Source organism: Pseudomonas sp. rhizo66, assembly GCF_031931925.1.
Taxonomy (GTDB): domain Bacteria; phylum Pseudomonadota; class Gammaproteobacteria; order Pseudomonadales; family Pseudomonadaceae; genus Aquipseudomonas.
In genome coordinates this window covers 17293-39333 of record NZ_JAUJWZ010000023.1, presented here as the reverse complement: position 1 = coordinate 39333, position 22041 = coordinate 17293, and the positions used below count along the sequence as shown (strand labels likewise).

22 protein-coding genes are annotated in these 22041 nt (G+C 60.0%); 2 read left to right on the top strand and 20 right to left on the bottom strand.

What is annotated here, in order from left to right; all coding sequences use genetic code 11:
* Window positions 1–14: 14 nt before the first annotated feature.
* The 9 genes from mltG to QZR14_RS24010 form a co-directional block, all read right to left on the bottom strand.
* Complete coding sequence (gene mltG / locus QZR14_RS24050) at window positions 15–1190, bottom strand: endolytic transglycosylase MltG (protein WP_311997923.1); 1176 nt, start codon at window positions 1188–1190, stop codon at window positions 15–17.
* A gap of 3 nt (window positions 1191–1193) precedes the next feature.
* On the bottom strand, window positions 1194–2009 hold the full coding sequence (gene pabC / locus QZR14_RS24045; RefSeq protein ID WP_250605977.1) for an aminodeoxychorismate lyase: 816 nt from the start codon (window positions 2007–2009) through the stop codon (window positions 1194–1196).
* Window positions 2009–3253 (bottom strand): beta-ketoacyl-ACP synthase II, encoded by a 1245-nt coding sequence (fabF, locus tag QZR14_RS24040; RefSeq protein ID WP_101156232.1) that lies wholly within the window; start codon window positions 3251–3253, stop codon window positions 2009–2011. The genes pabC and fabF overlap by 1 nt, the downstream gene beginning before the upstream one ends.
* A 108-nt stretch (window positions 3254–3361) precedes the next feature.
* Complete coding sequence (acpP, locus tag QZR14_RS24035; RefSeq protein ID WP_311997922.1) at window positions 3362–3598, bottom strand: acyl carrier protein; 237 nt, start codon at window positions 3596–3598, stop codon at window positions 3362–3364.
* Between the two features lie 196 nt (window positions 3599–3794).
* The gene (gene fabG, locus QZR14_RS24030; protein WP_311997921.1) at window positions 3795–4538 is read right to left on the bottom strand and encodes a 3-oxoacyl-ACP reductase FabG; all 744 of its coding nucleotides are present in this window, start codon (window positions 4536–4538) and stop codon (window positions 3795–3797) included.
* Between the two features lie 16 nt (window positions 4539–4554).
* A complete protein-coding gene (gene fabD / locus QZR14_RS24025; protein WP_311997920.1) occupies window positions 4555–5493 on the bottom strand; it encodes an ACP S-malonyltransferase in 939 nt (312 codons plus the stop codon).
* 123 nt (window positions 5494–5616) lie between these two features.
* Entirely contained in the window at window positions 5617–6627 is a 1011-nt protein-coding gene (gene plsX, locus QZR14_RS24020; protein WP_311997919.1) for a phosphate acyltransferase PlsX, read from the bottom strand.
* A 4-nt stretch (window positions 6628–6631) separates the two neighbouring features.
* The gene (rpmF, locus tag QZR14_RS24015) at window positions 6632–6814 is read right to left on the bottom strand and encodes a 50S ribosomal protein L32 (RefSeq protein WP_003179396.1); all 183 of its coding nucleotides are present in this window, start codon (window positions 6812–6814) and stop codon (window positions 6632–6634) included.
* A gap of 13 nt (window positions 6815–6827) precedes the next feature.
* On the bottom strand, window positions 6828–7355 hold the full coding sequence (locus QZR14_RS24010) for a YceD family protein (RefSeq protein ID WP_003204262.1): 528 nt from the start codon (window positions 7353–7355) through the stop codon (window positions 6828–6830).
* A gap of 105 nt (window positions 7356–7460) precedes the next feature.
* Here QZR14_RS24010 and QZR14_RS24005 point away from each other — a divergent pair, with 105 nt between their 5' ends.
* Complete coding sequence (locus tag QZR14_RS24005) at window positions 7461–8039, top strand: Maf family protein (protein WP_311997917.1); 579 nt, start codon at window positions 7461–7463, stop codon at window positions 8037–8039.
* 87 nt (window positions 8040–8126) lie between these two features.
* Here the strand turns inward: QZR14_RS24005 and sppA are convergent, their stop codons facing one another.
* From sppA to rluC, 3 genes are read right to left on the bottom strand one after another with little or no spacing between them, the layout of a single operon-like run.
* Window positions 8127–9116 (bottom strand): signal peptide peptidase SppA, encoded by a 990-nt coding sequence (gene sppA, locus QZR14_RS24000; protein ID WP_311997916.1) that lies wholly within the window; start codon window positions 9114–9116, stop codon window positions 8127–8129.
* A gap of 24 nt (window positions 9117–9140) precedes the next feature.
* Window positions 9141–9803 (bottom strand): HAD-IA family hydrolase, encoded by a 663-nt coding sequence (locus QZR14_RS23995; RefSeq protein WP_311997915.1) that lies wholly within the window; start codon window positions 9801–9803, stop codon window positions 9141–9143.
* A complete protein-coding gene (gene rluC / locus QZR14_RS23990) occupies window positions 9790–10749 on the bottom strand; it encodes a 23S rRNA pseudouridine(955/2504/2580) synthase RluC (RefSeq protein ID WP_250605972.1) in 960 nt (319 codons plus the stop codon). The genes QZR14_RS23995 and rluC overlap by 14 nt, the downstream gene beginning before the upstream one ends.
* 699 nt (window positions 10750–11448) lie before the next feature.
* Between rluC and rne the strand changes: the two genes are divergently transcribed.
* Window positions 11449–14679, top strand: a complete 3231-nt coding sequence (gene rne, locus QZR14_RS23985; RefSeq protein ID WP_311997914.1) for a ribonuclease E — start codon at window positions 11449–11451, stop codon at window positions 14677–14679.
* Between the two features lie 255 nt (window positions 14680–14934).
* Here rne and QZR14_RS23980 read toward each other — a convergent pair whose 3' ends face one another.
* The 8 genes from QZR14_RS23980 to QZR14_RS23945 all read right to left on the bottom strand — a co-directional run bounded on the left by QZR14_RS23980 (window position 14935) and on the right by QZR14_RS23945 (window position 22035).
* Complete coding sequence (locus QZR14_RS23980) at window positions 14935–15531, bottom strand: nucleotidyltransferase family protein (RefSeq protein WP_311997913.1); 597 nt, start codon at window positions 15529–15531, stop codon at window positions 14935–14937.
* Entirely contained in the window at window positions 15528–16508 is a 981-nt protein-coding gene (locus QZR14_RS23975; protein ID WP_250605969.1) for an XdhC family protein, read from the bottom strand. The genes QZR14_RS23980 and QZR14_RS23975 overlap by 4 nt, the downstream gene beginning before the upstream one ends.
* Window positions 16508–18829 carry a xanthine dehydrogenase family protein molybdopterin-binding subunit gene (locus QZR14_RS23970; protein ID WP_311997912.1) on the bottom strand — a complete coding sequence of 774 codons (2322 nt, stop codon included), beginning with the start codon at window positions 18827–18829 and terminating at the stop codon, window positions 16508–16510. Before QZR14_RS23970 ends, QZR14_RS23975 begins: the two co-directional genes overlap by 1 nt.
* Window positions 18826–19296 (bottom strand): (2Fe-2S)-binding protein, encoded by a 471-nt coding sequence (locus QZR14_RS23965; protein WP_311997911.1) that lies wholly within the window; start codon window positions 19294–19296, stop codon window positions 18826–18828. Before QZR14_RS23965 ends, QZR14_RS23970 begins: the two co-directional genes overlap by 4 nt.
* A gap of 312 nt (window positions 19297–19608) precedes the next feature.
* Entirely contained in the window at window positions 19609–20628 is a 1020-nt protein-coding gene (gene murB, locus QZR14_RS23960) for a UDP-N-acetylmuramate dehydrogenase (RefSeq protein WP_250605967.1), read from the bottom strand.
* Window positions 20625–21089 (bottom strand): low molecular weight protein-tyrosine-phosphatase, encoded by a 465-nt coding sequence (locus tag QZR14_RS23955; RefSeq protein WP_016986041.1) that lies wholly within the window; start codon window positions 21087–21089, stop codon window positions 20625–20627. The genes murB and QZR14_RS23955 overlap by 4 nt, the downstream gene beginning before the upstream one ends.
* Complete coding sequence (kdsB, locus tag QZR14_RS23950) at window positions 21089–21853, bottom strand: 3-deoxy-manno-octulosonate cytidylyltransferase (protein WP_123453267.1); 765 nt, start codon at window positions 21851–21853, stop codon at window positions 21089–21091. The genes QZR14_RS23955 and kdsB overlap by 1 nt, the downstream gene beginning before the upstream one ends.
* A complete protein-coding gene (locus tag QZR14_RS23945) occupies window positions 21850–22035 on the bottom strand; it encodes a Trm112 family protein (RefSeq protein WP_003174668.1) in 186 nt (61 codons plus the stop codon). Before QZR14_RS23945 ends, kdsB begins: the two co-directional genes overlap by 4 nt.
* Window positions 22036–22041 lie beyond the last annotated feature (6 nt).

Here is a 22041-nt window from a genome sequence, read left to right as displayed (position 1 = left end):
GTCCTTAATCAACGTCATTGCGTGTTTTGGGGGGCAGCAGCTTCGGGAGCCGGCGCAGGCTCCTGAGGCGGAACTTGCGGCAACGATTCCGGGGCGGTATCCGGAGATGCAGCGGGAATCGCCTCCTCGGCAGCCGGACCGGCTTCAGGCGATGTCGTCGGCGCCGGGCTGGAACGGTAATCGGCACGGCGCTTGAGCTGGTACTCACGCACCGCATTATTGTGCGCATCCAGATCATCGGAGAACACATGGCTGCCATCGCCACGTGCAACGAAGTACAGGCTGGTGCCATCCACCGGGTTCAGCGCCGCGTGAATCGCTTCGCGCCCGACCATCGCAATCGGTGTCGGTGGCAGGCCGGGAATTACGTAGGTGTTGTAAGGCGTCGGCTCTTTCAAATGCGCGCGAGTCAGTTTGCCGTTATAGCGATCGCCCAGACCGTAGATGACGGTCGGGTCGGTTTGCAGTTGCATGCCCAAGGCCATGCGGCGCACGAAGACACCGGCAATCTGCCCCCGCTCCTGCGGCACACCGGTTTCCTTCTCGACCAGCGAGGCCATGATCAGCGCTTGATAGGGTTCGGTGTACGGTACATCGGCAGAACGACTTTCCCACTCTTTCGCCAGCACTTCATCAAGACGATCAAAGGCTTTCTTCAGCAGTTCGGCATCGGACATGCCACGCACAAAGCGGTAAGTGTCGGGGAAGAAACGGCCTTCCGGGAACAAGCCCTTATGACCAATCTTCGCCATGACGTCGCTGTCGCTCAAACCGTTGAGGGTCTGCTCGATCTTGTCATCCTTGGCCAACGCCGCGCGCACTTGATGGAAATTCCAGCCCTCGACCAGTGTCAGGCTGTACTGGACCACTTCACCGCGCTTCCACAAATCGATCAGACCGTTGACGGTCATGCCCGGCTGCATGCGGTATTCGCCGCTGTGGATCGGCGTACCGGCGAGGTTGAAGCGCCAATAGACGCGCAACCAGAATGCGTCATTGATGACGCCATCGGTTTCGAGGGAAAGGAATGTACGGGTCGGGGTGGAGCCTTTCGGCACATCCAGCAGTTCTTCCTGCGTGATGTTCAGAGGCTGTTCCAGTGCGCTGTGAATCTTCCAGGCGCTGGCGCCCATCAACAGCCCTGCCAGAACCAGTCCGGTTTCCAGCAGCAGCAAAAGTTTACGTCTCACAAATCAGGCATCCAGTAGGGCGCGGGCAATGGTTTGCAGTTTACGGGTGAGCGGGCCAACCGGCCAGCTCAGTGCAGCACAGGCGCGTACCGGCCAGACGCCATACACGCTGTTGCAGACAAACACTTCATCGGCCCATTGCAGCTGTTCGAGGCTGATGTCAGCGATCTGCGTGGGAATGGCCAGTGACTCAGCCTGAAACAATATTTCGGCGCGCATCACACCGGCGACGCCACAACGCTTCAGATCCGGCGTGATCAACACACCGTCACGAACGATGAACAGGTTGCTGAACACCCCTTCTATCACGCGCCCCACCTGATCCAGCATCAAGCCTTCGGCATGCTCGCTGTCCTGCCATTCGGCACGGGCGATGACTTGTTCCAGTCGATTGAGGTGTTTGAGTCCAGCCAGTAAAGGCTGTTTGGCCAGGCGCGTGTTGCAGGGAAACAGGCGAACGCCTTGTTCAGCATGCACAGCAGGATAAGCCGCAGGAGGGTTGCCTTGCAGAATGCGTCGGCCAGGCGCCGCCGGATCAGGCGCATAACCGCGCAAACCGTCGCCACGGGTGAGGATGAGCTTAAGCACGCCCTCGCCCATTGCTGCCGCATAGCTGAGCAGCTCATGGCGAATCAGCTCGATATCGGCGGCGATGGCCAGACGCGAGCAGCCATCGGCCAATCGCGTCAGATGCCGATCCAACAGGATCGGCTGACCACCACGCACGGCGATGGTCTCGAACAGACCGTCGCCGTAAGCCAGGCCGCGATCTTTCAGCGACAGAGCGTCAGCCGGTTGACCGTCGACCCAGCTGTCCATCAGCCTGCGAACCGACGGAACGCCAAGGTGCCGTTGGTGCCGCCAAAACCGAAGGAGTTGGACAGCACGACATCGATGTCCATGTTGCGCGCGGTGTGCGCCACGAAATCGAGGTCGCAACCTTCGTCCGGCTCATCAAGGTTGATGGTCGGCGGTGCGACCTGACTATTGATCGCCAACACGCTGAAGATCGCTTCGACGGCGCCCGCCGCACCCAACAGGTGACCGGTCATGGACTTGGTCGAGCTCACGGCGAGTTTGTAGGCGTGATCACCGAACACAGTCTTGATCGCATTGGCTTCGGCGAGGTCGCCGGCCGGAGTCGAAGTACCGTGAGCGTTGATGTACTGCACTTGATCGACGTTGATCTTCGCATCGCGCAGCGCATTAGTGATGCAGCGTGCGGCACCGGCGCCGTCGGCTGGTGGCGAGGTCATATGGAACGCATCGCCGCTGGTACCGAACCCGATCAGCTCGGCATAGATAGTCGCGCCACGCGCCTTGGCGTGCTCCAGTTCTTCGAGAACCAGTGCACCGGCACCGTCAGACAGGACGAAGCCGTCACGGCCCTTGTCCCATGGACGGCTGGCGCGGGTCGGTTCATCGTTGCGGGTCGACAGTGCACGGGACGCGCCGAAGCCGCCCATGCCCAGACCGCACGCGGCCATTTCGGCACCGCCGGCAATCATCACGTCGGCTTCGTCGTACATGATGTTGCGCGCCGCCATGCCTATGCAGTGCGTACCGGTGGTACATGCAGTAGCGATGGCGTAGTTAGGCCCCTGTGCACCCAGGTGGATGGACAGGAAACCGGAAATCATATTGATGATCGAGCCTGGTACGAAGAATGGCGAGATTCGACGCGGGCCCGTCTCATGCAGGGTACGGCTGGTTTCTTCGATGTTGGTCAGACCGCCGATCCCCGAACCCATGGCCACGCCAATGCGTTCACGGTTGGCGTCGGTGACTTCCAGACCAGCGTTGCGTACGGCTTGAAAGCCGGCAGCGAGACCGTACTGAATGAACAGGTCGAGCTTGCGCGCTTCCTTGACCGACAGGTATTCCTCGACATTGAAGCCCTTTACCGAGCCGCCAAAGCGGGTGGAATAGGCAGAAAGGTCGGTGTGTTCGATCAGACCAATGCCACTGCGGCCAGCCAGAATGCCCTGCCAACTGCTCGGCACATCCGTGCCCAGTGGCGACAACATACCCATACCGGTGACTACGACGCGTCTACGCGACACAGCACTCTCCTTTTTCAAATGACGATTTTGCATCAGGCCTAAAGAAAAAACCGCACGCCATGATGGCAGTGCGGTTTTTCCATGACAGCAAACAACGATTACAAACTATTACGCCTGGTGGCTAGTAACGTAGTCGATTGCAGCTTGTACAGTAGTGATCTTTTCAGCTTCTTCGTCAGGGATTTCGGTCTCGAATTCCTCTTCCAGAGCCATCACCAGCTCAACGGTGTCAAGGGAGTCGGCACCCAGGTCTTCTACGAAGGAAGCTTTGTTGACCACTTCTTCTTCTTTAACACCCAGTTGCTCGGCAACGATTTTCTTGACGCGCTCTTCGATGGTGCTCATACCTTGTTTTCACTCCTAATGGACAAATTCAGGCAGCTGGCCAGTGGGTAAGTGTATAGAAAGACTTTTCAGTTTTTCAACTGAAAGCTTCACTCCTCAAACCCTGCAGCCCTCTGCCTATAAATAGATTGCAGCTTTATAACGGATTTTAGACAGCTCGTATGACATTTTTTTGAAGCAATCCGTCACATTTTACTTACATGTACATCCCACCGTTCACCGGGATTGTAGCCCCGGTGACGTATGCCGCACCGTCGGATGCAAGAAAAGCGACCACAGACGCGATCTCTTGAGCTTGCCCCAGACGACCCAGCGGAATCTGCGTCTGCAAGGCTTCACGCTGTGCTTCAGGCAGCTCGCGCGTCATATCGGTGTCGATAAACCCTGGGGTTACCGAGTTGACCGTAATCGAACGCGAACCAACTTCACGCGCCATTGCACGGCTGAAACCTTCCAGACCGGCCTTGGCGGCTGCATAGTTTACTTGGCCTGCGTTGCCCATGGCACCCACCACCGAGCCAATACTGATAATTCGGCCCCAGCGCGCCTTGGTCATACCGCGCAGAACGCCCTTGGACAGGCGGAATAGACTGTTCAGGTTGGTATCGATCACGTCGTACCACTCATCGTCTTTCATGCGCATCATCAGGTTATCGCGGGTGATGCCGGCATTATTGACCAGGATCGCCACTGGCGCACCGAACTTCTCCTGAATGCTTGCCAGCACAGCGCTGACCGATTCATCGCTAGTTACGTTAAGCTCAAGGCCAGTGCCCTGAATACCGTTTTCCTTCAGGGTCGCGGCAATGCGCTCGGCGCCCGAAGCGGAGGTCGCGGTGCCAACAACGATGGCGCCCTGACGACCCAGTTCCAGCGCGATGGCCTGGCCAATGCCACGGCTTGCACCGGTGACCAGTGCAACTTTACCTTGCAGACTCATGCAAGTTTCTCCTGATTCAGGCTTGCGCTGCGCGAGCGGCAGCGAAAGCATCTGGGGTATTGAGGTTGGAAGTCGCCACGCCTTCAGCGCAACGTTTGTTCAGACCGGCCAGCACTTTGCCCGGGCCGCATTCGACCAGATTGGTCGCACCTTTGGCAGCGAGAGTCTGTACCGACTCGACCCAGCGTACTGGCTTGTACAGTTGTTCGAGCAGATCACGCTTGAGGGTTTCCAGATCGGCCGGCACTTGCGCACTGACGTTCTGTACCACCGGGATCTGCGGCGCCTGCCAGTCGATGGCGGCGATGGATTCGGCAAAGCGCTCGGCCGCCGGACGCATCAGTTCGCAGTGCGACGGCACGCTCACCGGCAGCGGCATGGCACGCTTGGCGCCACGCGCCTTGCAGCCTTCGATGGCGCGCTCGACGGCAGCCTTGGCACCGGCAATGACCACTTGGCCCGGCGAGTTGAAGTTGACCGCGCTGACCACTTCACCTTGCGCCGCTTCGGCGCAGGCAGCCAGCACATCAGCATCTTCCAGACCGAGGATGGCAGCCATGCCGCCCTGCCCGGCCGGAACCGCTTCCTGCATCAACTGACCACGGCGCTCAACGAGCTTCACCGCTTCAGCCAGTGTCAGGCTGCCAGCAGCGACCAGCGCGCTGTATTCACCCAAGCTGTGACCGGCAACAAAGGCCGGACGTGCACCACCTTCCGCCAGCCACAGACGCCACAGGGCGACCGAAGCGGTCAGAATGGCCGGTTGGGTTTTATCGGTTTGATTGAGCAGCTCTTCCGGGCCCTGCTGGGTCAGCGCCCACAGGTCATAGCCCAGAGCCTCAGAGGCTTCTTTGAAAGTTTCGAGGATCAACGGATATTCCGCGCCCAGCTCGGCCAGCATGCCGAGGGACTGCGAACCCTGTCCTGGAAAGACGAATGCGAGGGAAGCAGACATGTAACAAGCCCCTAATGATCTTGTCGTCGAAAAATGACGCCCCGCTTGGGGACGCAAGAAACTGACAGTTGGATGGCCCTTTGAACCGGGCGGTCACATTTAAGCATTGTCCGACGAAAACGCCTAAGACAACAAATCCTCCAGACGACCGTGGAGGCGCTCGGGGAGGTTCTCCTGAATCTCGATCAGCGCTCGCGAAATAGCACTCTGAAAGCCCTGAACCCCGGCCGAACCATGGCTTTTCACCACGATACCCTGCAAGCCGAGAAAGCTTGCGCCGTTATGTCGCGCCGGCGCCAGATCGGCCTGCAAACGCTTCATCAGCGGCAACGCCAAAGCCCCCACGACACGGGAAGCGAGATTTTGTTTGAACAGCGCTTCGATACGCGCAGCAATCATAGTGGCCAGCCCTTCACTGGACTTGAGCAGGATGTTGCCAACGAAACCATCACACACCACGACGTCAGCCTCGCCACGATACAAACCGTCGCCTTCGATAAAGCCGATGTAATTGATGCCACGGGCAGCCTGCAACAGCGTTGCGGCCAGTTTGACCTGCTGATTGCCCTTGATGTCTTCGGTGCCGATGTTCAGCAACGCGACACGCGGGCGATGGATACCCAGCGTCTGCGCCGCCACCGAGCCCATCACCGCAAACTGCAGCAAATGCTCGGCACTGCAATCGACGTTGGCGCCCAGGTCGAGCAACTGGCAATAACCCTTCTGCGTCGGAATAGCCGCCACCATCGCCGGCCGATCGATACCGGGCAGCGTTTTCAGCACAAACCGCGACAACGCCATCAACGCACCGGTATTGCCGGCACTGACACACGCTTGCGCCTTGCCATCACGGACCAGTTCAAGGGCGACACGCATCGACGAGTCCGGCTTGCCACGCAAGGCCTGGGTCGGTTTCTCGTCCATGGTGATGACTTCGCTGGCCGGGACAATCGTCAGGCGCGCGCGATCGGCAACCGACTGGCCGTTGATCAATTCTTCAAGAAGGGAGGGTTGACCGACAAGGGTCAGATGCAGCGAGGGCGTAGCAGAAAGGCAAGCAAGGCTGGCCTGAACAATGCTGCGGGGACCGAAGTCCCCGCCCATTGCGTCAATCGCGATGACTTGAGCGGACAAGTGATTACTCGTCAGCGCCCTTGTCGATCACTTTACGGCCACGGTATACGCCTTCTGGCGATACATGGTGACGCAGGTGAACTTCACCAGTGGTTTTTTCTACAGACAGAGTGCTAGCCTCGAGAGCGTCGTGCGAACGGCGCATGTCACGGGCAGAGCGGGATTTTTTGTTCTGCTGAACAGCCATAATTGATTAACTCCTAAACGTTTGGGTCACGCTTTAACTGCGCCAATACACTGAACGGGTTGGACCGCGTTACCTCGTCCTCGCTCGGTTCGGGCTCATCTGCTCCCGCCGGCTGCTGGCATTCTTCCGGATGATGAGCAGGCACAATGGGCAAGGCGAGCAGAAGCTCCTCCTCGATCAGTGACTGCAGATCCAATGGATCTTCGCCCAGTTCCAGCACGTCATAACCTTTCGGTAACGACTGGGTATTCGCACCCTCCTTCACAACAGCGTAACTGCATTCGCTGTGGATCGGCAGGGTGACCAGCTCAAGACAACGCTGGCAAACCATTTTGACTTCGGTGTCGATAAAGCTGTGGATCACCACAGATTTACGTTCATCTCGTTCAAAAACGAATTTCGCCTGCACCGTACCGACATCGTCGGAAAGCGGGTCGCAGAGTCTCTTCAAATCGGCCAGCAGCAGTTCACCTTGAAGGGTGGTGCCACGGTCAGCCAATTTGCGCGGGTCAACGTGAGGTGGAATCGGGTCATTCAACATAGGCGCAGCATTATAGGGATGCACCCACCCATGTCAAAGGAAATTGTGCCCTGTCCGTCACTTGCGTGCCTCCGCTAGAATTCGCACCTGCCTCAGGAGACGCGAATGCTGCCTTTATTACTCGCTTCAAGCTCGACCTATCGTCGGGAATTGCTCGCCCGCCTGCACTTGCCGTTCGTCTGCAGCTCGCCGGATATCGATGAAAGTCATCGCCCGGGCGAATCAGCAATCGAACTGGTCAAACGCCTCGCCGAACAAAAAGCCCGGGCACTGGCTGACAGCCACCCCGCTCATCTGATTATCGGCTCGGACCAGGTTGCCGTGCTCGGCGAACAGATCATCGGCAAGCCGCACACCTTCGAGAAGGCACGCGAACAACTGCTGGCGGCTAGCGGCGCCAGCGTGACCTTCCTGACAGGCCTGGCGCTGCTCAATAGCCAGAGCGGCGAATGCCAGGTCGACTGCGTGCCGTTTACCGTGCACATGCGCACACTGGATCAAGCGAGCATCGAACGCTACTTGCGTATCGAACAGCCGTACGACTGCGCAGGCAGCTTCAAGGCTGAAGGCCTGGGTGTGAGCCTGTTTAAGTCCACCGAAGGCCCTGACGCCACCAGCCTGATCGGCTTGCCGCTGATTCGCCTGATCGACATGTTGCTGGCTGAGGGTGTGCAGATCCCATAAAGCAAAAAGATCGCAGCCTGCGGCAACTCCTACACCGATCACTGTAGGAACTGCCGCAGGCTGCGATCTTTTGATCTTTACAACGAATCAGCGCAACGAAGGCCCGTGGAAACCCATCCACATCGCCAACTGCTCAGCCACGCTGGCACCGAGCTTTTTCGAAAAGCGATCAAACGGCGACTCTTGAACGGTGAAGTCCACCAACTCTTTCTCGCCAATCACATCACGCGCCACCGAACTGGCGTTGCCCAGACCATCGATCAAGCCCAGCGACAGCGCCTGCTCGCCTGACCAGACCAGCCCGGAGAACAACTCCGGATGTTCTTTGTCTTTCAGGCGATCGCCACGACCTTGCTTGACGCTGTTGATGAACTGCTTGTGCGTCGTGTCCAGCACCGTTTGCCAGAATGCCGTTTCATCAGGCTTCTGCGGCTGAAACGGATCGAGGAACGATTTGTGCTCGCCGGAGGTGTACGTACGACGCTCGACACCCAGCTTCTCCATGGTGCCGACAAAGCCGTAACCGGCCGCTGTTACACCAATCGAGCCAACCAGACTCGCCTTGTCGGCGTAGATCTGATCCGCCGCGCTGGCGATGTAGTAAGCACCGGACGCCCCCAGGTCGGAAATCACCGCATACAGCTTGATCTCCGGATGCAGGCCGCGCAGACGCTTGATTTCGTCATAGACATAACCCGACTGCACCGGACTACCGCCCGGACTGTTGATACGCAGGATAACGCCCTTGACCTTCTTGTCCTCGAACGCCGCCCGCAGACTGCCGACGATATTATCTGCACTGGCCGGCTCTTTGTCGGCGATCATGCCGGTGACGTCGATCAACGCGGTGTAATTCGGGCCGCGTGTGGCGCTCTTTTCCATGTCCATCAGCGGCGTGAACAGAATCAGCGCGACAAACAGATAAACAAACGTCAGCAGCTTGAAGAAAATCCCCCAACGCCGCGAACGACGCTGTTCCTGCACCCCGGCGAGCAGGGTCTTTTCCAACAGTTTCCAGCTTTTCTCGTCACCGCCGTCGGCACTTGCCTTGGCCGGTGCTTTCCATTCGTCGGTCATGCCATTCACCCCAGCAAAAACGTATTAAGCCTGCTTCTCCAGCCAGGCATGCAATTCGCAAAAACGGTCGATCGACAGGCGCGGCTCGAACTGCTGCAGCGACTCGATCGATTGCGCGCCATAGCTGACTGCTACCGAATCCATCCCGGCATTGCGCGCCATCAACAGATCGAAGGACGAATCGCCGACCATCAGCGCCTGCTCCGGGCGCACACCACAATGAGCGAGGATCTGTTCCAGCATCAGAGGGTGCGGCTTGCTGGCAGTTTCATCGGCGGCGCGGGTGATATCGAAATAATCTTCCCAGCCATTGGCCTTGAGCACCCGATCCAGGCCGCGACGATTCTTGCCGGTGGCCACCGCGAGGTGATAACCCTGCTCGCGAAAGGACGCCATCGACTCGACTACGCCTTCGAACAACGGTGAAGGCACAGCTTCGGCAGCGATGTAGTGATCGGCGTAATACTCGCGAAACGCGGTCATTTCGGCGTCACTGATCTCGGGATACAAGGTGCGGATCGCCTCAGGCAGGCCCAGACCGATAATGCCTTTGACAGCAAAATCATCACGCAACTCGAAACCGGAGCGCCCGGACGCCGAATGCATGGCCTCGACAATCCGGTGAATGGAGTCGGCCAGCGTGCCGTCCCAATCGAATATCAGCAGTTTGTAATCAGATGGGCGCACTCAATCGCTCCACGGTCTTGGCCCACATCTCGTCAACCGGCGCCTGCAGGGTCAGCTTGCCGCCATCAGGCAGCGGCACGGTCAGCATGTAAGCGTGCAGAAACAGACGCTTGCCGCCCAGATCGCGGATTTCCCTGGTGAAATCCTCATCGCCATACTTGCTGTCACCGGCAATGCAATGTCCAGCGTGCAGCGTGTGCACACGAATCTGGTGAGTACGGCCAGTCACAGGCTTGGCCTCGACCATGGTGGCAAAATCGCCGAAACGGCGCAGCACCTTGAACACGGTCAGGGCTTCTTTGCCCTCGTCGTTGACTTCGACCATGCGCTCACCGGAACGCAGGTTGCTCTTGAGCAACGGCGCACTGACTTGCTTGATCGAAGTCGCCCAGTTACCACGCACCAGCGCCATGTAACGCTTGTCGACGCCATCGCCACGCAGTTTCTCGTGCAAGTGGCGCAGCATGCTGCGCTTCTTGGCAATCATCAGCAGGCCGGAGGTGTCACGGTCGAGACGGTGAACCAGCTCCAGCTCCTTGGCATCGGGACGCAACTGACGAAAGGCTTCGATCACGCCAAAATTCAAACCGCTACCACCATGAACCGCAATGCCGGCGGGCTTGTTGATCACGATCAGGGCTTTGTCTTCGTAGACAATCGAGGCCTCCAGGCGCTGCAACAGGCCTTGGGCCAGCGGCACCGGTTCATCACGCTCAGGCACGCGAACCGGCGGCACGCGCACGATATCGCCGGCCTGCAGCTTGTACTCGGGCTTGATCCTGCCTTTGTTCACGCGCACTTCGCCTTTACGCAAAATGCGGTAAATCAAGGTCTTGGGCACGCCTTTGAGCCGGGCGAGGAGAAAATTGTCTATTCGTTGGCCGGCATACTCCGGCGAGACTTCAAGCAATTGAACGCCTGGAGTCGAAGGGGCAGTAGTTGTCATGCCGCGGATGATAACAATTTTTATGGAATTGAAGCACTTAATCATTGCTGCTATAGTCGCGAACGCCGCCAAAAGCGGCCTGGACAGAGGAACCACGGTCAAAAACCGGCCCTGACCAACGCAATTCACCAGGACGCGAGGCCGTCCTACGGGGCTTTCGCTACGTAACGGTGGAGTTTTCAGTTGTAACAAGCGCAGGTGACATGAGGCCTGAATTACACCGCCGAGCAGAGTTTTTACTCGCCTGGCAGGCACACATTCAAGGCCAGTTCACAAAGTGCAGTCAGCTGCAGATGACCCCGAGCGAATGTTTCGGAAACAACGCCTGAATTAGCCATGATGCGTGACCTCCCCTTTCGGAGCTCACGGTAAATGCCAACCCGCTGCGGATTCTGCGCGCGGCAGCACCCGAATTATCAGGGATACGTGTAGGGTGGAGATGCACAACCGCTGGACTGTGTAGCAATAGGCTTTATCAAGACGCTTCATCTCGTCCACAGCCGCTGGTTGATTCCTCCTCCTGACTGAGTGCTTAAGTAGCCACAGCAAGCAGGACGCGTACGTCGCTATATCGGCCCAATTGGCCGCATATCGCTGGACACGGGAATGGCCAACCACTCCCGACGCACCTGACACCGACCGTGAGAAGTCGTGTGTGCCGAACGCCGTTTCCGGCAGCCCGGAAACCGACGGTACTACATGAAAAGAATGCTGATTAACGCAACTCAACCCGAAGAGTTGCGTGTTGCACTGGTAGATGGCCAACGCCTCTACGACCTGGACATCGAATCCGGTGCACGCGAGCAGAAAAAGGCCAACATCTATAAAGGCCGCATCACTCGCATCGAACCAAGCCTTGAGGCTGCCTTTGTCGATTTCGGCTCCGAGCGCCACGGCTTCCTGCCCCTCAAAGAAATCTCCCGCGAATACTTCAAGAAAGCCCCTGAAGGCCGCGTCAACATCAAGGACGTCCTGAGCGAAGGCCAGGAAGTCATCGTTCAGGTCGAAAAAGAAGAACGTGGCAACAAGGGCGCCGCCCTGACCACCTTCATCAGCCTGGCCGGTCGTTACCTCGTGCTGATGCCGAACAACCCGCGTGCCGGCGGTATCTCCCGTCGCATCGAAGGCGAAGAACGCAATGAACTGCGTGAAGCGCTGAACGGTCTGGTTGCTCCAGCCGATATGGGTCTGATCGTGCGCACTGCCGGCCTGGGCCGCAGCAGCGAAGAAATGCAGTGGGACCTCGACTATCTGCTGCAACTCTGGACCGCCATCAAAGAAGCCTCGCTGGATCGCTCCGCGCCATTCCTGATCTACCAGGAAAGCAACGTGATCATCCGCGCCATCCGCGATTACCTGCGCCAGGACATCGGCGAAGTGCTGATCGACAGCGTTGAAGCCCAGGACGAAGCCCTGACCTTCATTCGCCAGGTGATGCCGCAGTACGCCAGCAAGATCAAGCTGTACGAAGACAGCGTTCCGCTGTTCAACCGTTTCCAGATCGAAAGCCAGATCGAGACCGCTTTCCAGCGCGTCGTTGAACTGCCTTCCGGCGGCTCCATCGTGATCGATCCGACCGAAGCCCTGGTGTCCATCGACATCAACTCGGCGCGCGCCACCAAAGGCAGCGACATCGAAGAAACCGCTCTGCAGACCAACCTTGAAGCCGCCGAAGAAATCGCCCGTCAGTTGCGCCTGCGCGACATCGGCGGCCTGATCGTCATCGACTTCATCGACATGACCCCTGCCAAGAACCAGCGCGCCGTGGAAGAAAAAGTCCGCGAATGCCTGGAAGCCGACCGCGCTCGCGTGCAGATTGGCCGCATCTCGCGCTTCGGCCTGCTGGAAATGTCCCGTCAGCGCCTGCGTCCATCCCTGGGCGAAAGCAGCGGCATCGTCTGCCCGCGTTGCAATGGCACCGGCATCATCCGTGACGTTGAATCGCTGTCGCTGGCGATCCTGCGCCTGATCGAAGAAGAAGCCCTGAAAGACCGCACTGCCGAAGTGCGCGCCCAGGTGCCGATCCCGGTCGCCGCGTTCCTGCTCAACGAAAAACGTAACTCGATCACCAAGATCGAACTGCGCACCCGTGCTCGCATCGTCATTCTGCCGAACGATCACCTCGAAACGCCGCACTTCGAAGTTCAGCGTTTGCGTGACGACAGCCCGGAAGCCGCGACCAACCAGTCGAGCTACGAAATCGCCGCTGCCGCTGCCGAAGTCGAAGAAGTCCAGCCAGCCGCGGCGACCCGCACCCTGGTTCGCCAGGAAGCAGCCGTTAAAACTGCACCGGCCCGTGCCAACGCTCCGGTTCCGACCGAAGCCGCTGCACCTGCCGCTCCGGCTCCGGCTCCGGTTGCCGCGCCAGAGCCAAGCCTGTTCAAAGGTCTGGTGAAATCGCTGGTCAGCCTGTTCGCCACCAAAGAAGAGCCAGCCGCGCCGGTTGTGGTTGAAAAACCAGCTGCCGAGCGTCCGGCCCGCAACGAAGAGCGTCGCAACGGTCGTCAGCAGAGCCGCAACCGTAACGGTCGCCGCGATGAAGAACGCAAGCCGCGCGAAGAACGTGCTCCGCGTGAAGAACGCGCCCCACGTGAGCCGCGCGAAGAGCGTCAGCCACGTGAAGCCCGTGAAATCCGCGAGCCTCGCGAAGCCCGCACCGAAGCACCGGTAGCCCGCGAAGAACGCGCACCACGCGCTCCGCGTGAAGAACGTGCTCCGCGTGCACCGCGCGAAGACCGCAAGCCACGAGGCGAGCGTGAAGAGCGTGTACGTGAACTGCGTGAGCCACTGGACGCCGTTCCAGCCGCTGCAGCCGCCGTTGCCGTCACTGCTGAAGAGCGTCCAGCCCGTCAGCCACGTGAAGAGCGCGCACCGCGTCCGCCGCGTGAAGAACGTCAACCGCGCGCCGAACAGGCCGCTGCTGCCGTCGCTGAAGAAGAAGTGAACAGCAACGAAGAGCAACTGCCGGAAGACGGTTCGGAGAACGCCGAAGGCGATCGTCCACGTCGTCGCTCCCGCGGTCAGCGTCGTCGCAGCAACCGTCGTGAGCGTCAGCGTGATGCCAACGGCAACGTGATCGAAGGCTCGGAAGAATCCGAAGCCGGCGAGAACACTGAAGCGCCAGACTCTGCCGGCCTGGCTGTGACCGCCGCTGTTGCCAGCAGCGTGATCAGTGCACCGGCCGAAGCACAAGCCCACGAGCAAGCTGAGCGCGCTACCGCGGCTGTTCAGGAAACCGCTCCAGTAGAAGCGCCGGTTGTTGAAGCAACCACGCCAGTCGAAGTGGTTGCTGCTCCGGAAGTCGAAGTGGCACCGGTTCAGGAGACCCTGCCTCAGGTTGAGCCAGCGCCAGTTGTGGCTGCCGAGCCGGTGGTTGAAACCGTCGCAGAAACCGTGACCGAAACCGTGCGTGAAGTTCGCGAAGAGCAGACCGCTTTCAACTGGGTTGCCGAGCCGGCTGTTGCCGAAACGCCAACGCCAGTGGTTGAAGCGCCGGTTGTCGAAGCGCCAGTGTTCGAACACGCCAAGGCTGCCGAGCCAGTGGTCGCCGCTGAACCAGCGCCTGCCGTTCAAGCTCCGGTTGTCGAAGCGCCAGTGGTTGCAGAGGCTCCGGCCCCGGTCGTTGAAGCACCGGCTCCGGTCAGCGCTCTGACGCCAAGCGGCCGCGCACCAAACGACCCACGTGAAGTGCGTCGTCGCAAGCGTGAAGAAGAGCGCCTGCAGAAGGAAGCCGAACTGGCGGCCGCTGCTGCGCCAGTCGCTGCCGAGCCAGCCGTGGTTGCTGAAGTGGTCGAGGCAGCTCCTGCTCCGGTGACTGAAGAAGCTGTGGTTGAGTCGGTAATTGCTGAAGCACCACGCTCGGTTCAGGACGCGGTCGAGCAACACCAAGAGGCCGAGGAAAAAGAGCACGAGCCTAAACCACTCGTGTAATTCCCGAAGCCGTTAAAAAGCCCCGCCCGGTGAAACCGGGCGGGGCTTTTTTATGTCTCGATTTTTGTGGTGGACTCTAGATCCCCCCCCCTCACCCCAGCCCTCTCCCCAAGGGGGCGAGGGGGAAGGGAGCACATCGGGGGATTTTCCAGACCTGAGTTCGACTGAAAACTTACAGGTCGATGCATAAAGCCCAAACACCTCGGTCAGTCCCCTCTCCCTCTGGGAGAGGGTTCCAAGGAATTCACACAGACCTCAAGACGCGGTAAAAACCAAAGCCTCAGGCACATCGATGTCCCACAGAACGCCTGGATCATCGACGGCAATCTCCACCACCCTGCCCTGCGTGAACAACGGCCTGGCCCCGCGATCGCCACTCAATGCCTGCAACCCCGGACCAAACAAACGCCCAAACCCCACCGGATGACCAAACTCGCCCTCCTGCACCGGCACGCTCACCGCATCATCGTCAATGGCCGCAACCACCCGCTCAATACTCGACGGCAAGATAAACGGCATATCCCCCAGCACAATCAACCAGCCATCCGCCTCCGGGCATGCCGCGACGCCCGCAGCAATGCTGTCACCCATACCGGTCGATTCAATCGAGACCACGTCACAGCCATACGCCTGCGCCATGCGCATCGCCTGCGGCCGCGCTTCGGTCGTCACCAGCACGCGCTTGTCGAGACTGGCCGGAAGATTCACCAGCACCTGCTCAATCACCGAACGCACCGCACCATCACGCCCGACGCAGTCCGCCAGCAACTTGTCCTTATCGGCACCCGCCACTTGGCGAAAGCGGCTGCCCTCGCCCGCCGCCAGCACAATCACTGCAATGGAACGGCTCATGCGTCCTCCAGAGTTTTCTTCTGCTTCAATTCCACGCCGTTCTTGATCGCGACGATCTCCGCCAACAACGACAAGGCAATTTCTGCCGGTGAATGACTGCCGATGTGCAAACCGATCGGCCCGTGCAGTCGAGCAATCGCCTCTACCGACAAGCCTAGCTGAGCCAGGTTCTCCCGGCGTTTCTGACTGTTGACCCGCGAGCCGAGCGCCCCCACATAGAAAGCAGGTGAATCCAGCGCCGTGAGCAATGCCATGTCATCCAGACGCGGATCATGAGTCAGCGCGACAATCGCCGTGCGCTCATCGGTCTGAATGCTCAACACCGCGTCATCCGGCATGCCCGGGACGAAGCGACCGTGGTGTTCCTCCCAGCCGTAGACAAACTCGGTGCGCGGATCGCAGATCAGCACTTCGAAATCCAGCAGCCGCGCCATGTCGGCGACGTAGCGCGATAACTGCCCGGCGCCGATCAACAGCAAGCGCCAGCGTGGGCCGTAGATTGCGCGCAGGGTTTTGCCGTCGAACGCCAGCGAATCGGCTTTGCTCGCCGCCATCAAAACCACTTCACCGGTTTCGATGTTCAGCTCACGGGCAACGATTTCGTGTGCTTCGCAACGCGTGAGCAACTCGGCAACCCACGCGGGATCGCCGACCCGCTCTTCGGTCAGGCGCAGCGTGCCACCGCAAGGCAAGCCGAAGCGCGCGGCCTCCTCGCGTGTGACGCCATAGGTGATCAACTGCACGGGCGGCCCATCGGTGGCGATGCGCCCGTCGTGCAGGCGGGCGATCAAATCATCCTCGACGCACCCGCCCGACACCGAACCGATCACCACGCCATCTTCACGCAAGGCGAGCATGGCACCGGGCGCGCGGGGCGCGGTACCCCAGGTCTGCACCACGCTGAACAGCACCACCCGCTGTCCGGCGCGGCGCCATTCGAGGACGCTGCGCAAGACATTAAGGTCGACGCTGTCCATTACGCCTCGGCCTTCTGCCAGCCCTGCAACTGGTAACGCACCGGCAGATTGCGGATGCGCTTGCCGGTGGCGGCGAAGATCGCGTTACACAAGGCCGGGGCAATCGGTGGCACGCCCGGTTCGCCGACACCGCCCAAGGGCACATCGCCCGGCGGCGTCACCAGATGCACGGCAACTTCCTTCGGCGCCAGCGACATGCGCGCCACTTCATACATATGGAAGTTGTCCTGCTGCACCTTGCCATCCTTGAAGCTGATTTCCCCCAGCACCGCATTACCGAGGCCCATCACACAAGCGCCTTCGAACTGCGAGCGAATGCGCTCAGGGTTGATCTGCGGCCCGCAATCCACGGCGATATCTGCCTTGTGCACGATCAGTGTGCCGTCGTCTTTAACCTCGACTTCGATCACCGCTGCCACATAAGTGACGAAGCTGTAATGCACTGCCAGCCCCAGACCACGGCCCTTGGGCAATTTACGGCCCCAACCGGCTGCCTTCGCAGCAGTTTCCAGCACCGCACGCATACGCCCAGTATCGATCGGATAACGCTCGGGAGATTCGCCGTAATTCCACTCTTCGCTCAGCGTGCGCGGATCGATCTGCCGATCCGGACCGAGCAGTTTGATCTGGTACTTGAGCGGATCCTCGCCGGCCTTGTGCGCCAGTTCATCGACGAAACTCTGGATGGCGAAGCCATGGGGAATGTTCGACACCGAGCGATACCAGCCGACCCGCGTGTGCACGGTCGCTTCGGGGTTCTCCAGGCGCACGTTGGGAATCGCGTAGGCCATGTTGGTGAAGCCCATGCCCAGCTCGAAAGCCGCTTCATGGTTCATGCCCGGCGCGAACAGTGCGGTGATGCTCGGTGCGACGGTGCGATGCAACCAGCCGGACGGCATGCCGTCCTTGCCCACACCTGCCTTCAGATACTCGGCGGACACGGTGTGGAAATACGAGTTATGGATGTCATCTTCACGCGTCCACTGCACCCGCACGGCTTTGCCGGGAAATTCTTTGGCGAGAATCGCTGCTTCGACGACGAAATCCGGTTTCGACTTGCGACCGAAACCACCGCCAAGCAAGGTGACATTGAAGGTAACGTTATCGAACGGCAAGCCAAGACGCTCGGCAATGCGCTCGCGGGTGACCTGCGGCGCCTGACTCGGTGCCCAGGCTTCGCAAACGCCGTCCTTGTACCGGGCGATGGCGACCATAGGTTCCATTGGCGCCTGGGCCAGATGCGGTAAATAGTAAGAAGCTTCGAGGGTACTGGCAGCACCGCTCAGGGCCTTGTCGATATCACCGGTATTGCGCACCACTTTGCCAGGCTTCAGCGACGCGGCTTCGAGTTCCTTGCGATAGGCGATCGAGTCGTAACTGGCGTTCGGGCCATCGTCCCATTCGATTTTCAACGCTTCGCGACCCTTGATCGCGGCCCAGGTGTTGCTGGCCACCACGGCCACGCCACCCAACGGCTGAAACTCCGAAGGCAGCGGACGGCTTTCGATCTGCAGCACTTTGAGCACGCCAGGGACTTTCAGCGCAGCGCTGTCATCCAGCGATTTGACCTTGCCGCCGTACACCGCCGGACGAGCGATAGTCGCGTACACCATGCCATCGAAATGCACATCGGCGCCGTACACCGCACGACCGTTGACGATGTCTGCACCGTCGATGGCTTTCGTGCCTTCTTTGCCGATGTAGCGAAACTCCGACGGCTGCTTGAGGCGCAGGCTGTCACGCGCCGGCACCGGCAACGCACTGGCGGCGGCGGCAAGTTCGCCATAGCCCAGTTCACGGCCGGACGGTTTGTGAACGATTTTATGCAACTGCGCGTGGCATTCACCCACCGGCACTTTCCACTGCGCAGCAGCAGCCTGCTCAAGCATGGTCCGTGCCGCCGCGCCGCAACGCCGCATCGGCTCATACCAATGGCGCATGCTGCGCGAACCGTCGGTGTCCTGATTACCGAAACGCACTTCATCGCCCGGCGCCTGTTGCACTTTGACCTGGGCCCAGTCGGCTTCCAGCTCATCGGCGACAACCATGGTCAGACTGGTGCGCACACCCTGACCCATCTCGGAGCGGTTGCAGACCACGGTGACGGTGCCGTCAGCGGCAATGCTCACATAGACCTTCGGATCATCGATCCAGCCGTTGGGCATGCCATCGGCGCCGAATTGCTTCGGTTTTTCCTCGGCCAACGCATCCTGCCAGCCCCAACTGGCAGCCAGCACCAGTGCGCCGGTAGCGCCGACGCCTTTGAGGAAACCGCGACGGCTGAGATTGCTCAGGGCGAAATCATTCGGCAGGCGGCTCATGCTTTGGCCTCCTTCAAATGCGTGGACGCCTGACGGATCGCCGTCTTGATCCGGTTGTAGGTGCCGCAGCGGCAAATGTTGCCGACCATGGCTTCTTCGATCTGCTCGTCGCTCGGGTTCGGGTTGGTCTTGAGCAATGCGGTGGCCGACATGATCTGCCCGCCCTGACAGAACCCGCATTGCGCTACAGCGGTGTCGAGCCAGGCTTGCTGGACCACCTGACCCACCGGGTCGGCGTGCAGGCTGTCGATGGTAGTGACGTTCTGGCCGACCACCGAACCGATCGGCGTGATGCAACTGCGCGCCGGCAAGCCATCGATATGAATGGTGCACGCGCCGCACAGGCCCATGCCGCAGCCGAATTTGGTGCCGTTATAACCGGCGACATCACGAATCGCCCACAACAGCGGCATGTCTTCAGTGACATCGAGGGGATGGTCTTGACCGTTGAGCTTCAGGGTAATCATGGGCACGCCCGCATATTTTTGGTGGTTATGGGGTCGAGCAATCTGCCGCCGTTGCATCGGCGGTGGTTCACGCAGATCGACTCAGGCTAATCAGGCTCTCTTGTGCCGACAGGAATGTCTGCGCCGGGCCTTTGGTGGAGCAAATGACGTTTATCGTTAGCTCGCTAAGTTAACCCAACATTAACGAAAAAGCCCTGCTGAGACAGGGCTTTTCAGTTACGAGCTTTCAGCTACAAGCTGCAAGTAAAAGCAGTAGCTGGCTCACGCTCAAGATTGTAGCTTGCCGCTAGAAGCTTGAAGCTCGCCGCTGCTTCAATACCGATTGGGCTCCATTTCCAGTTCGACATTGAAACGTTCGGCAATGTCTCTCTGGATGCGTTGCGCCAGATCGAGCAGTTGCAGCCCGGTTGCCGCCCCGTAGTTGACCAGTACCAACGCCTGCAACTTATGCACCCCGGCATCGGCCTCGCGGAAACCTTTCCACCCGGCCCGCTCGATCAACCAGCCGGCGGCCAGTTTCATCTGTCCGTCCGGTTGCGCGTACGCCACCAGATCCGGATGTTGCGCTTTGATCTGCGCGACGATGGCCGCCGACACCAGCGGATTCTTGAAGAAGCTGCCGGCGTTGCCCAGCACCGCCGGATCCGGCAGTTTTTCACTGCGGATGCTGCAAATCGCGCGACTGACGTCGGTCGGCGTCGGCTGCTCGATACCCTGCTCACTCAGGCGCTGACGCACCGGTCCGTATTCCAGCTGCAGATGGGCGACGCGGTCGAGCGCAAAGCGCACACGCAGAATCAGCCAACGCCCTGGCTGCTGCTTGAACAGGCTGTCGCGGTAGGCGAAGTTGCATTCTTCGAGGCTGAAATCGCGCAGTTCGCCGGTCTGGCGATCCAGCGCAGTCAGTCCGGCGAACACATCCTTGATCTCGACACCGTAGGCACCGATGTTCTGCATCGGCGCGGCGCCGACCGTGCCAGGAATCAAGCTGAGATTTTCCAGTCCGGACAAGCCCTGCGCCAGCGTGTATTGCACAAAAGGGTGCCACGGCTCGCCGGCCTCAGCCTCGATCACAACGCGACTGCCGTCCTCGCTGATCACGCGGATCCCGCGCGTCGCCATGCGCAGCACCAGTGCGGTAATGTCGGCGGTCAGCAGCAAGTTGCTGCCACCACCGATCACCAGCAACGGCACATGGTGCTCGGTGGCATACGCCAGCGCTTCACGGACATCGGCATCGCTGTGGGCTTCGGCGAACAGTTGCGCGCACACATCCACGCCAAAACTGTTGAACGGTTTCAGGGAAACCTGCGGTTGCACCTGCAAACTCATAACCGGCCCTTCACTTCGATCAACAATTGGTCACACGCGGCTTCGATCAGATCCAGCACCTGCTCGAAACCCTGGTCGCCGTCGTAATACGGATCCGGCACTTCATCGACCACACCGGCATAACGGCGCAGGAACAGGTCCAGTTCGGCCTTTCCAGTGGACGGCTGCAGCGCCTTGAGGTTGCGCAGATTACTGTTGTCCATCGCCAGGATCAGGTCGTAACTGGCGAAGTCGGCACGGCTGACCTGCTGCGCGCGTTGCGCTGACAGGTCATAGCCGCGCACTTTGGCGGCGGCCTGGCTGCGCTTGTCCGGCGGGTTGCCGACGTGCCAGTCACCGGTGCCGGCGGAGGCCACTTCGACCTGATCCGCCAGCCCCGCTTCACGCAGTTTGTGGCGCAGTACGCCTTCGGCCGTGGGCGAACGGCAAATGTTGCCCAGGCACACAAACAGAACGCGCATCAGGCCTCCAGCAGGCGACGAACGCGCTCGAGGTCTTCGGCAGTGTCGACGCCGGTCGGCGGTGCGATCAGCGCGTCGGCAACATGAATTCGCACACCGTGCCACAGGGCACGCAGTTGCTCGAGGGATTCAGTGTTTTCCAGCCAGCACGGGCCCCAGCTCACGAAGTCGTGAAGGAAACCGGCGCGATAGGCATAAATGCCAATGTGGCGACGGTATGGCACACCTTCCGGCAATTGCTCGCGGCTCTTGGCAAACGCATCGCGCGCCCACGGCAAAGTGGCACGGCTGAAGGTCAGCGCCAGACCGTTGAGGTCGCTGACAACCTTGACCACATTCGGATTGAACAGGGTGTCCACGTCTTCAATCGGTTCGGCCAGCGTGGCCATGCGCGCTTCGGTGTGGGCCGCCAGATTGGCAGCGACCTGATCGATCACGCTAGGCGGGATCAAGGGTTCATCACCTTGCACGTTGACCACGATCGCGTCGGGCTCGAGACCCAGTTTCGCCGCGACTTCGGCCAGACGATCGGTGCCGGAATTGTGATCTTCACGGGTCAGCACCACTTCGGCACCAAAAGCCTTGCAGGCTTCAACGATGCGCGCATCGTCGGTCGCGACGACCACACGGCTGGCGCTGCTTTTGCTCGCCTGTTCCCAGACGTGCTGGATCATCGGCTTGCCGGCGATATCCAGCAGCGGTTTGCCCGGCAGACGGGTCGAGGCAAAACGCGACGGGATGACAACGGTGAAGGCAGTGGTCATTTATCCAGACGCTCGTCGGTGGTCAGGGTGCGGGCTTCGCTTTCGAGCATCACCGGGATGCCGTCGCGGATCGGGTACGCCAGACCGGCGCCCTTGCTGATCAGCTCGGTCTTGTCGGCGCTGAGCTTGAGCGGGCCTTTGCAGATCGGGCACGCGAGGATGTCGAGCAATTTGGTGTCCATGAACAT